Annotated in this window: 6 protein-coding genes; 1 reads left to right on the forward strand and 5 read right to left on the reverse strand. The window is 59.4% G+C overall.

What is annotated here, in order from left to right:
• Positions 1–376: 376 nt before the first annotated feature.
• From ABIB51_RS18550 to ABIB51_RS18570, 5 genes are read right to left on the reverse strand one after another with little or no spacing between them, the layout of a single operon-like run.
• On the reverse strand, positions 377–2,473 hold the full coding sequence (locus ABIB51_RS18550) for an AIPR family protein (RefSeq protein WP_354190666.1): 2,097 nt from the start codon (positions 2,471–2,473) through the stop codon (positions 377–379).
• Entirely contained in the window at positions 2,470–3,453 is a 984-nt protein-coding gene (locus ABIB51_RS18555) for a PD-(D/E)XK motif protein (RefSeq protein WP_354190668.1), read from the reverse strand. The genes ABIB51_RS18550 and ABIB51_RS18555 overlap by 4 nt, the downstream gene beginning before the upstream one ends.
• Positions 3,453–6,266 (reverse strand): Z1 domain-containing protein, encoded by a 2,814-nt coding sequence (locus tag ABIB51_RS18560; protein WP_354190670.1) that lies wholly within the window; start codon positions 6,264–6,266, stop codon positions 3,453–3,455. Before ABIB51_RS18560 ends, ABIB51_RS18555 begins: the two co-directional genes overlap by 1 nt.
• Positions 6,253–7,710 carry an ATP-binding protein gene (locus tag ABIB51_RS18565; protein WP_354190672.1) on the reverse strand — a complete coding sequence of 486 codons (1,458 nt, stop codon included), beginning with the start codon at positions 7,708–7,710 and terminating at the stop codon, positions 6,253–6,255. Before ABIB51_RS18565 ends, ABIB51_RS18560 begins: the two co-directional genes overlap by 14 nt.
• Before the next feature lie 56 nt (positions 7,711–7,766).
• Positions 7,767–8,936: a DNA cytosine methyltransferase gene (locus ABIB51_RS18570; RefSeq protein WP_354190674.1), complete on the reverse strand. Its 1,170-nt coding sequence runs from the start codon at positions 8,934–8,936 to the stop codon at positions 7,767–7,769.
• Between the two features lie 1,169 nt (positions 8,937–10,105).
• On the opposite strand from ABIB51_RS18570, the gene ABIB51_RS18575 reads away from it, so the two are divergent.
• On the forward strand, positions 10,106–11,239 hold the full coding sequence (locus ABIB51_RS18575; RefSeq protein WP_354190676.1) for a YaaC family protein: 1,134 nt from the start codon (positions 10,106–10,108) through the stop codon (positions 11,237–11,239).
• The last annotated feature ends 979 nt before the right edge of the window (positions 11,240–12,218 follow it).

The raw sequence follows: 12,218 nt of genomic DNA on the forward strand, positions 1-12,218 counted from the left end.
TTTCGGAAAACGGTTTACGTAAACGGTTTCGTTAGGTGCAGGATCAACAGTAAGGGGTGGGTGTGGGATCGCGTTGCGTTTCGTAAACGAGGCGAGGGGCAAAGAAATATGGGTGAGGGCCAGGAACCTCCAGGATCGTCTCGCTGGGTGTCGCCGTCAAGGAGCGCATGGAGAAGTTTAATATGCCCGCGATCGTCTGAAAAGCGTTGCTCGAATTAGGGCTGCTGGCCTAATTCACTCACGCTTAGTGGCACCCTATTTTGCCGCTGAGTCGTTCGCCGGCCGAACGTCGCAGAGTCCCTTCTACCGCTACTTGGGTCCATTTGCCGAGTAGATCTGAAACTGTTCGCCGCACCTCCTCGCTGGCGGGGCCGGTCTAGTATGCGTCCCGGCTGAGGAGACCGTTGTCAGCCATGCGATGCAGTAGGCGCAAGAGGACTGCTGCCTGACGATCTGAGGGCACCTTACCGCTCCGCAGGCCGAACGTCTGCACGAGGCTCTTTTCAGCGGGAGAAATCGGCACCTGGGTCGTTGAGCTGTACATCGTCTCCCACACTTCCGCCTTAACGGAAAGGACCCGCTGGACGGCCTCGAAGCCGGTGTCCATGGCTCGTTCCTTACGATGGTCGGAAGCTTCGACCCGGGCCTCGTCAGCGGTGACGAGCTCGCCCTGGACAGCATCTTTTAGGCGGATGGCGACCTTCTTGAACCCTTCCCAACAGGCCTGCTGCTTCGCCCACTGGGTCACGTTCGCCTGGAGGCGATTCGGATCGGTGAGGTGCTGCTGAGCCGCGTACGCGATCTCGATGAGCGCTGCAATTGTTGGGTCGCTGATCGCCTGGCCTTGCCATACTCGACCGAAATCATATCTGGCTCCGCCGAACTGGACTCCGATCTGTAGGGCGAAGCGAGAGATTGCATAAGCAACTATGTTCGCGAGATAGCCCGGAGCCGCCTTGTACCAATCCTGCTTGAGCACCGCGGAGCGTAGTGTCTCGTACATGATCGCCTTGCCGATGCTTGTGCGGAAGTAGCCGTCTCCATACGCGTCTGCACCCTTGCCATCGTCCTTGGTCCACTGCGTATCGACCTTCGTTGCGTAGTCGGCGAAGACTGACTGGGCACCCTTGCTGACGAGCTCAGGATGCTGATTCCAGCAGTAATCGTACTTCGCCCAGTCGGTCTTCGTGATCCGTTGTGACTTCGGGTACTCCAACTCGAATTTCGCCTGTTCGCCAGCCGATCCGCGCGCAGTACGTGCGTTCTCCCACTGCCCTCGCGCACGCTCATAGAACCAGCCGCTCTGGTACTGTTGCCCCTCTTTGGCCGGCGCCTTGAGTCGCCGGCTGATTTGTTCCATGCGGATGTGGAACTCATGCGTGGAGAATAGGTCTGCTGCGCTAATCCTGTTCTGGCTGTTCGCGTACTTGGCGACTGCCTGCACCACCGTTGCCGAGTCGGATTCGCTGACCGTCACGAGTTTCATCTGGATGAAAACTTCATCGATGTTTTTGTTCTTGTTGTTGCGCAGGAAGTGTGCAAGCGAGGCGGTCGTTTGGCCGCCGTTCACGATCTGCCAGCGATCGAGGCTGCGGATCGTCGTCCCATCCGGCGAGCGACCGAGTTCCACCTCCGTCGCTGTCGTTGTCAGCCCGTTGTTGTACGACAAGAATCGTGCTGGCTCCAGAGCCAGGGTGCTCTGGATGCCGCGGTTCACCTGGCCCCGTGCGCTCAAGAAAGTCCGGACATTCGATTCCAGAAGCAGGCTGCCGTATTCGTCGAACACATCCGCAAGGACCCGCGCCGGGATGACCGCAAGGTAGGTCCGGGTGGCCTCGTCGCTGCTGGGCGCGACTAGGCAAGGAAGACCATCGGACAGCCACTTCGTGAAGTCAACATGGATGTCTTCGCTGCCGCGCTCGGGAAGAGCGGCGTCCACGATTCGCCGCTGGTCCCAGATCTCGTAGGTAGCCTTCAGGCCAGCGACAGTGCCACTCTCAATCGTGCGAATCCGATCACTCATCAGGCCATCGGTGATGAGGATGACCCGGATCCTGGCGATCTTGTCGCCAGCGATCTGCTTCGAGAAGTAATCGGCGTACTCCCATTCGCGCGACGACATCTCCAGGTTCGTCGTCAGCCAGCCGTCGACAGCCGCCTCGATGAATCCGGTCGCGCGTCCGATAGCGTCCTTGGCATCGGTCATGGTGAGCGCCGCGTCCCTGCCGAAGTACCGTCCGGCAAGAATCACGAGGGACTGCTCGATTGGACTCTCTGCGTACCCAAGCAGTTCGAGACGCTTCCTTCGCGGTCCGTTGCAGCGAAGCGGCTCGACATTGAGATTCGCGGCGGCTTCCGCATCTTCGAGCCTTCGGGCGAACACCGCGGCGAACGCCTCAATCTCGAAGGCACCGTCGCCGGCGACGGCCTCGACCTTAATCTCGTTGCGAAGGTCATCGACTTCGATGCTCACGGCAATTCCATCTCGCTGAGGAGTTCGCTGAACGGGGCCGCTAAGGGAGTGAGCCTCAGCAGTTCGAGGGAGTAGTGGACGTCGATTATCCCGGCGGGAAGGGATGGGATGTCGAGGTGCGGGAATCCCTGCCTCACTGCAAACCGTCGCCATTCGCCGGGCAGGAAACGGTACTTGTCGTACCACTCGTCGGAAAGGTCAAGAGTAAGAGCTTCCAATGCTGCATCCCACTTGTCCGCGGCACCGGGACCGGCAGCCGCGACGACTTCGCCGGTTTCTTGCACGTACGCACGGAACGGAATCGCAGCGGTGGAGCCATCCGGCGCGTCTTCGACCGGCAGCACGAGGAGATCGAGCGGTTGATCTGAGGGCACGAGTTGGCCTGGGGACGACACTCGAACTGTGTCGGGCGGCTGGTGAGTCGACTTCACCTCGATCCCACGCCCATTGGCGAACGTAAAGTCATGCACGCCTAGTCCCGCCTTAGCCCAGGGCCCCCGCCAGGCCGTCACGGCATCCTCGACGCTCATGCCAGCGGTGATGATTGCCCGCAGGAACAGAAGTTCCGCGAAGGTGCCGCGCACTAGGGCTTCAGAAAGGCGACCGCGGCGCTGACCGACGAAGCGCCGATACTCCTCGATCGAGCGGATCAGCACCTCGGCGCCCTCGTCGACCGACGTCGACGCGGACACTCGATCTAGGACGTACTCGACCAGTTTCAGGAACAGGGGTGGTAGGCCCCGGTCAGCGGCCGTGATCTGGACATAGTCGTTGTTTCCGCTACGCGTGGTCTTCACTGAGAAACCCTGGCCGTCGTTGACGACCTGCGACGGGGTGAGTGAGACGCGGACGAATAGGGCGGCCCGCCCATTGTCATTGACCGCAGCGAACATGAAGGGGGCCTGGCTGATGACGATCATCCGACCGCTCGCGGCGGCGAGCACCTGCTCGAACAGCGGCTCCACGAGAGGGGTGTCCATCAGAGACCGTCCTCGTCGACTTCGTCGTCACCCTGGTCTTCAACGAAGCCGTTGTAGGCGCGCCAGTAGACCTGGTTGACCTGGTAGGTCTTCGAGTCGCGCGTCGCGTCCTCGATCTCTTCCTGGGTCATCTTAGGGAATGCAATCGCCACCGCGATCCGCGTCAGACCTGTTTCAACCTGCGAGAGATCGGAGGAGTCCTCAGGCGCCGTCGGTTCATCGGCAGTGACGGCGTAGATCATCAGGATCGGATGGCTGATCCAAGAGAGTGTCCACGCCTGCGATGACATCGGTCGCCCGTCCCTCGTGATGCGCGGCTGTGCCTCCATCGCTTCTCGCTCCGACTCGAGGAGCGAACCGATGAGGTCGCCAGCGGAGGATACGCGCCGACGGTCGACCCGGATGTGCCCGTCCAAGCGGCTACGCCCCATCTTGTTTCGGACGCTCATCTTGACTTCGAAGTCCTTGCCGAACTGGTGGGGCTTTCCTTCGCCGCTATCCACCAACACGACACTCCAGCGCTCGCTTCCGGGCGCAATCTTGAAGGCATCCGTGATTGGTAGTGTGCCGCCGGCGCCCCGACCGAACCACTGGCTACGTCGGTCGCCCTGAAAGGCTCGGAAAAAATCCTGCACTGCGTCGAGGGGAACGTTCTGCCAGGAATCAAACTCCTTGTTAGTCTTCACCGATTCGGTAGTGCCGAGCCGGGCGATCAGTTCTTCGACGGCTGCCTGATTGGTCTGGTCAACATCGGGGTCGCCGGTGAGGTCGTAGGACTCCGCGAGTTTGTCCTGCCAGACGGTCGGTCCAATCTCGACGAACTGGGTGTCGCGTCCCTTGTTAGCCGCGACAATATCGACACTGTCGGGATGGGTTAGCACCCGCAACCCGAAGTCCCTCGGCGTGAGCCCACGGGCCTTCATATCGACGAGCGTTTCCCGCAGTTCGTCGGTCACTTCGGCTGAATGTTCAAAATCCGCGCGGGTCCCGTCCGGCATCCAGATGCGCACGAGGTCATCGAAGTGGGGGCGGTAACCGAACCAGCGCCCCATCTGCATGAGCGTGTCCATGGTGCGGGGTTCCCGGACGAAATAACTCACCTGGAGGCCGTCAAGGGTGAGACCGCGCGAGAGGATGTCGCCGCCGACCACGATCTTCGGGACGAGGTCGTCGGCTTCCCGCTCGGCGACGGTCATCAGTTTCCGGCGCTTCGCGCGCTCCTTCGCGGTGTCACCGTTGATGAGGTCTATCCGGAACTCCGGCGCGATTTCGACAAGTTTCTCCGCCACCTGATCCCAGGCAACGTCAGTCACGTTGGCGAATCGCACATTCCACACGTCCTCGATCGTCCTTGCGCCGACGCTTCTGGTCGTGGTCTGCCGGGCGAGCTCGCCGAGGATCAGGTCTACTGTCCGCCGGACAAACTCTTCTGCCAGTTCCGAAACCTCGCGCTCCACGCTCTTGAACCGAGAAACGTTGATGAGCATCGACGCGGCCTTGACCCTCTGGTCGCGGATGCGGCGCACGGCCGTCCCCAGGAGGAACTCGGTCACGGCGGTTTCCATCGACGCGGGGAGCGCGGTGACGGGGTGGTGATTCTTGTGCTTGATCGGAATGATTGCGAGACAGTCGTTGACCTCGGTATTGATCGCCGCGTGGCCGCCGTCGGGGAAGTACGTCCCGATTCCGCGGTACGTGGACGGCGGGAACGTGACCCGGATGTAGTCGCTCGGGAACAGGTCGTTGAGCACGGCCCCGGGGCCGTCGGCTACCGGCTCTCCACGCCGCGGCTTCTCGACGAACTCAAACGCCGCCCTGTCATCGATGAAGATGTTGGCAAATGGGGTGGCCGTAATTGCCAGGTAGGAACTCCGTGTCGAGACGTCTAGGAGTGCGCGGATCGCCTTGTTGACGCTCGTCGGGTCTGCCTTGTCGCGTGTGTTCGGGCTTCCCCAGTCGGATTCGTCGTCCACGACGATGAGGGGGATGTCCAGCCGGCCGCCTGGCGCCTGGCTCTTGATGTAAGTCCGGATGTTCTCCAGGAGTGAGGGGGTCTTCTTGGTGACGAATACCGTCGGGAGTCCGCCGTCAACCCAGGTGATGCTGGAACTGCGCTTTGACTTGGAGAAGTCGTGTCGAACCGTCGTCATCAAGTGGGCGCGGAGACCGGAAGTCTCACCGACGCCGACGTACCGGATGGCGGCGTTGCTGATGCCGTCTTCCCACGTTTCCGAATCAATCCCAAGCAGGTCGGTGTCGAATCTCGTCTGTGTCTGCTGCCGCAAGTTCTCGGTGTGGCCGCCAATAACGACGATTACGGCGTATCCGTAGTCGAGCGCCTTGTTGAGGATGCCGAGGTAGGTCGCCGTCTTTCCGGACTGCACCTCACCCATGAGAAGGCCACGTCGGGGCCATGTCCCGTCGACCTGCGTCGGATCGCCCAGCAGTTCGACGACGTCGTCGGTCTGCGAGTCGAGCGTGTTGATGACGTTCGCTTCCCAGTCGCGGCTGATGAGCAGTTTCTTGTACGCGTTCCAACGCGGTGTCTCGATCTCATCCCGGCGCTGGGCTATCCAGGTTTTGAAGGTCTTCGGGTCGACGATTGAGTCACCTAGGGCCATCTCGACGGCGTTCTCCAGGGTCAACTCCTGGAGGACTTCGTCGATCTCCATCGCGCTGAGATCCTCGAACAGCAACGAGGCGAACCCTGAAGCCTTCGTCTCCAGTTCGTCGAATGTCAGCGGACGGACCCTGTTGAACAACTGCTCCTTGAGGTACCCCTTGAAATCGGTTTGACGGTTATTCAGCGGCATCGGCGTCCTTCCAGACGAGATTGATTAGGGTGCTCAAGTCGTCAAGGCTGTTGAACGGCTCGACACTGGCAAGTTGCGTCACGGCAATATCGGGATCTGTGCTGAACAGCTCTGACCGTCGGATGTTCCGAAGGCTCGCGATGAGTGCCTCACGCTCGGGCTTTGTGGTGATTGAGGGGACATTCGTGGCGACCTCGAGGTAGGCGTCCATGACCGGGAAGGTGCTCGCGATGGTCTGCAACAGGCCGACCACCCGTTCGGCGTCGTCGGTGTCGAGGCGGGACAGGACCGACTCAACAAGCGGACTTTCGAGGTTCACCTCGTAGCCGAAGCCGTCGCGGGTCTTCAGTTTCGTCCAGACGTGCGCGACCTCGGCGTTCGCGCGCCGGCCGCGGAAGGTGTGGACTCTGTGCCCCCGGTTGAGGATCGGGTCAATGAGTTGTCGGAGTCGCAACTTGAACGACTGCGGGGGTTCAGCCCGAGACTTCTTGATGTCGAGTTGCCAAAGCGCATCGAGCGACGTTGGGACGTCTACCTGAATGCGGGTCTGCTTCGACAACTCGTTCATTCGTGCCAGGCCGTACCAATGCCCGTGCGAAATGAGGCGACGGTTGCGATAGACGTAGAACCCCTGGGCTTCCCGCATGCCGTCACCGAAGTCTGGCCGTAGCCGCTCCTTTGCGCTGAGACCTGACGGATGTGGCATGGTAAAGGCTTCAACGCGCACCGCGGAGTTTCCGATTTGAATAGTCTCGGGGTTGGTTCGTTGGGTCTTCGGGTTGTCCGATAGAAACGGGTCGATTGGCCGGAGGGCGATTCCATTGACCCCGATACTGAGCCGGTCACGCCCGCCGGCGAGGAACCGATGGAAGATAAGCGCGAGACTGGAGCGGACTCCGCTAAGCCGCTCGGCGAGAAAGGCCCCGGGTGCACTCGTGTCACCGAGTAACAAATCTAGTTCGCTCCAGACAACGAGGGTTCCGGTCGGCTGCGCATCGAATTCGGACCAGAGTGGTAGTTCACTGAGGTCTGGTTCATCCAACACGATGAGGAGCCACTGACCCGAATCGCGAACGAAGTCGATGTCCCAGCGCAATGCCGTGACCGTACCGGCACGTTTCGTGACGACCGTGAGGCACCGTGCCTGCGACAGCGAAGCGGTCTTGAGCCCGAGGCCGAAACGGCCAAGGTCCGAGTCTTCGCGATCTCCGACGGAGCCTGCGAGCCTTAGTGCTTCGCGGGCCACCTCCGCGGTCATGCCGCGGCCGTCGTCGAGGACTGCCAGAAACCTACCGTCGACGACGTCGGCGTCGACGACGATGTGACGCGCTTTTGCGGTGATGCTGTTGTCGATGAGATCGGCAACAGCGGCCTCAGTCGAGTAGCCAACTGAACGCATGGATTCGAGCAGGTTTACGCTCGGCGTTATTAGCTCTGACTCCATTTCGCCCCCCATATTCTGTCGGCCAACTCTCGGTCGAGTACCATCGATGTTTTCGGCTACGCCGCCTTCGTTGACTCCGATGAGAGAACTCTCGCGACCTCGATATTAGGCTCGATTGACGGATACGGAATCCCGGCGAAGGACTTGAAGAGCGCGGTGAAGATTGCTTCCGCCCCCTTCACCGGAACCGCCATACCAATCTGCTTGCGCACGCTGTCTTTGATGCCATCAAATACGAAGTCGTCGGGGAAGGATTGGAGACGCGCCCTCTCGCGGTTTGTTAAAGCACGGTTGTGTATCCAGTGGTACACGTATGAACCGCCGCCGCCGCCACCTGTCACCGTGTATGCAGGCTTCTCCGGCTCCAACCGTTTGTAGGTCGTACTTATTGTCGTGCGTGTCTTGATGTGGAGCCGCTGTGGCATCACTTCCAGAGCTCGAGGGGAGAACGCATTTTCGCCAGGCTCCAAGTAACTGAGACGCTCGATAACCTGCTTGGACTGACGCGTGAACTCGTGGTTGGGGGCATTCAACGCAATCGGCGGGACGGTGAGGGCAGACTTCGCGGAAACGTCGATGCCCATGTAAATCTCAGGCGAGGGGACTCGGAACTCCACATCAAGGTCTTCGCGAATCCCGACGATGACGATGCGTTGCCGCCGTTGCGGAACTCCATACTCATCGAATGAGTAGAGATGAGGGACGATACGATAGCGCGGGCCGTCGTCGGGTGCCTGGAGGTGTTGGAGAATCTGTTTGAACGCCCTACCCTCGTTTGCGCCACGAAGCCCAGACACGTTCTCAGCTACGAACCACTTGGGTTGCTTTGACGCGAGGACCTGAACTCCGTACGTATACAGCGGGCCGTACTCGCCCCTTAGACCCTTCCATTCGCCCACGAGACTGTAGTCGTTGCAGGGGAAACCAAAGGCGAACCCGTCGATCTCACCGAGTGCCGCAATATTGAGATCGTGAACGTTCTGGTGGACGACACCTCCTCCGGCCCCCGGGAGGTCCACAGAAGTCTGGACCACTCTCGCAGCGTCGCCGTACTCGGGCACAAGAATGTTCCGCCGGTAGGTTTTACAAGTGTCTGAATCGTAGTCGTTTGCCCAAGCGTGCTGCAGCTCGACGCCTTCGACAGCGTGGGCGGCGAGTCGTGCACCTAAAGCCATGCCTCCAGGGCCACTGAACATCTCGCCCATGCGGTAGGTCTGGCCGGTCATAGATAGGTTCCTTCGGGTTTGTCAGTCATTTGGATCGGAAGTAGCGTATCAATCGCCGTCAGTCCCGCATGGCAGGCGCGCCACTGTATGCATGAACATCGATGCGCATCGGCCATTGCCGCTCGCTACGCTCAATGTAGCGGAGCCGACCGACATCCAGGCGGTGTCTGAACAGGCGGGCGCCAAATCATCAAAAAATCGATCCAAGCGGCTATGCCAAGTAGACGTAACACCCGGGAATTTGGTTGAGGTCGTATGGAACATGGCACAGATTTCAGGGATGAGGGAAGTCTTCCGGCGTGCTGTCAAGCAATCTGAGGACCGCTGCTCACCCAGGAGGCCCTCATTTCCCGCGCTAATGCAATGCTGATAACCCCAAAAGCCTTTGAGGCTCGCCAAATTGGTACTCAACGGGCACTAGACGATCGCCGAGGCAGCGAAGACGTTCATTCCTAGCCGACGGCCCAGCGAAACACCACAGGCCCCACGCCGCCACCGGGAACAAGCCACCCATCAGCCGAATAACTGACCTCCCCGGGCAGTACGCTAGATCGCCGTGGAAGGTGCCGCCTGTGGCTCTCCAGTTTCAGAGTCCCGGGAAAGTTTTCTCTAGAGCTGCTTTGAGTTGCTTGGCCGTGGACCGATCGACTTGCACTGTTTGGCTAACTTTGGGGGAGCTGGCTCTGCTATCTGAACCAAAGGTGGAAATCTGAAGTAGTGCACCTGCCGCAGTGAGGACGACGGACCATTCTGCGTCGACCTCCGTGGGGTGGACGCGGGACGTCGCAGGCGACTGGACAAGGGAGCGGATTCGGGCCATAGCCCCGATAATACAGAAGCCGCCTTTTTCGTCTGGTTCGACTATGACCTGCGCGGCCTATTGGTCACATGTGGACAAGCTGACTACCGGTCCGGCCCTTCCTGCATATTCTTCATGAGACAAACTTCCGTAGGTCCTAATACTTCTTGTTCAGAAGTGTTCTGACCGCCTCTGCCACATACTCATGTAGCGAGGTGAGACTTGCCCGTCCGAAATCCACCTGCGACTAAGGCGGCGGGTCGAACCCGTAAGTGTCAAAACTGGAATCTTCAGAATGGCTCAAATTGCTCCCGGCTTTGCTTATGGCGCGTCTCCGATGTTTCCTGATATCTAGCGATAGGCTTCTGGAATGAAGCTTGCTGTTGCGAGGGTCGGTGAGCCCTTGTTGATGAAGGGCCGCGAACTCGAATTCTCATTCCATCCCATGACGCGCACCAACCGACGCTGGGGTATTCATTCGATGCTCTATGCTGCCGATCCATGGGCGGTGATAGCTGGAAGTGTGAATGAGTCGATTGGACCTATAAACGAACGGGCTGCAGCGACGTCATTCGTTCGACAGGCTCGCGAATACTTCACCGCAGCCGAGCGCGCCAGTAGTATCGAGACACGTCCTTTGTTGTACTACTACTCATTCCTAAATTTGGCTAAGGCGATTGCGATGGCTAAGGGTCGCTCGGGCATGGTTGGAAAGGTTAGCCATGGTGTGGCCGTCGTTGGCGGCAGGGCTCATGCCCCCAACACCGCTATTCTCCAGATGGAGTCGTCGACAACCAATGGGAAAAAGAGTGCAGTTGATGAACTGCATTGGGCGCTTGAAGGAAGTGCGTTGCCGGTTGGACACTATACGGTGAATGACATCGTAGCTCAGTCCGTAATTGGGCATCGCATGTGGCGTGAGGCATTTTCGCAACCCCGAGTAGAGCGCTTCATTCCAGTCGAGGCTATCCGATTTCTCCACGACCCTGCGGCTAATCAGATATGGCTGAATATTCTGTTGCGAAGAGATGTCCTGCGAGCGCGGAGTCGTGGTCTCACGGAGACCCTTCGTGAATCAGGACTCGAGGCAAATTTCCGTGGCGTGGTGGATTCCGGTGCGGACTTGGTCTCACAGTTTCATGTGTTGGAGCAAATTGTGCCCACTGCATACTCAGGACGAGCCGCAGACGTTGTAGTCGATACCGTCGAAAGCATCCGGACCCAGCTCTGGCAGACCGTCACTGCCGCTCCGCCTTACAGACGCTTCTACCTGTACCTGGCACCGCTAAATGATCGCCGTATGCCGCAGTGGTTGAGCACCTACTCGACACTTTTTTGGTTGGGCAGTCTCACCCGGTATCAGCCGGTAGAGCTATTCGATGCACTTGACGGCAACTACGGTCCCTTTTTTCGCGAGTTCTTAGAAACACAGCCGAAGCAGTTGCTTTACATTTTGGCCTCCTATGCCAAAAGTCAGAACGTTACACGCGCCGGGATCGTTTAGAGATCGGGCTCCTGCCTTTTGGGATACATCGATGAGCAGGGCTTGGATCTTCATCGACCATCGACCACAGGATTGGACAGGACGGACAGGACAGGCGCCGGTCTATCCTTAGAAGCGGGGCGAAAGGTTGGCGGTGACAATGGACTCAAGTTCCTGTCCGAAGCGCGCACGGCGGGGTGCCGGGCAGCCGGACTCGGCAGCCGACTGTCGTTCTGTGGTATCTGCGGATCAGCCGTATGCCGGCAACCCCGGCACCCCTCCCGGATTTCGAAGTCACCCCGAGGTCGAAGGCGATGCGGATCACAGTAGCGACCACGTGCTCGCGGCTGCCGGGGTTGAGTCCGTAGCTTTGCGACACGCCAATGCACCCCAGGCCGACCGCAGAATCGTCCAGGCCCTGTCCGAGAATAGGTGGGTGCATGGTTGGCCCCCGTTGTCTGATTGCAGTGCTGGATGCCTTGATGGATCTCGATGGACCGCGAGCGGGGGGCAGGGCGCCGGGTGCCGTTGTACTCGTGGTCGGGGATGTGCTCCAGCCAGTGGTGGTCACCACCAAGCTTTGGCCTTCCGTAGGACTACGACAGCCTAGATTTCGTTGCCACTTGCGTTGCGACCACCACTGGGTTTCACCAAACCCTATGATGTTCAAGAGGGAAACCATTCACGGCTTAGGAGTATCAGTTTGAGCGGACGTGGCAGCCGAGCAAAGAGAAAATCTCAATCGGGGAACAGCCGAATTTCTGACCATAAACAAAAGGGCAAGTTACTGGTTCCCCCGATTTTATCGAGGGGTGACGTTACGCAGTTACCCTGGCTGCGAGATACGGGACTGCCCCGGATTTCGTTGACTCTCGGGGTTTAGTGTTGTTAGGCGGCTTTGAGGCCGGTATTGATTATCTCAAACTCGATGGGCGTTAGCCGTCCGAGGCGGCGCTGGCGGCGTTTCCGGTGGTAGGTTTTCTCGATCCAGGTCACGATT

This window comes from Arthrobacter sp. UYCu712 (assembly GCF_040547005.1).
GTDB lineage: Bacteria > Actinomycetota > Actinomycetes > Actinomycetales > Micrococcaceae > Arthrobacter.

Bases quoted from the DNA above. Each gene is read 5' to 3' on its own strand.
- ABIB51_RS18555 (WP_354190668.1), bottom strand. From the start codon at position 3,453: ATGGACACCCCTCTCGTGGAGCCGCTGTTCGAGCAGGTGCTCGCCGCC.
- ABIB51_RS18560 (WP_354190670.1), bottom strand. From the start codon at position 6,266: ATGCCGCTGAATAACCGTCAAACCGATTTCAAGGGGTACCTCAAGGAG.
- ABIB51_RS18565 (WP_354190672.1), bottom strand. From the start codon at position 7,710: ATGGAGTCAGAGCTAATAACGCCGAGCGTAAACCTGCTCGAATCCATG.
- ABIB51_RS18570 (WP_354190674.1), bottom strand. From the start codon at position 8,936: ATGACCGGCCAGACCTACCGCATGGGCGAGATGTTCAGTGGCCCTGGA.
- ABIB51_RS18575 (WP_354190676.1), top strand. From the start codon at position 10,106: ATGAAGCTTGCTGTTGCGAGGGTCGGTGAGCCCTTGTTGATGAAGGGC.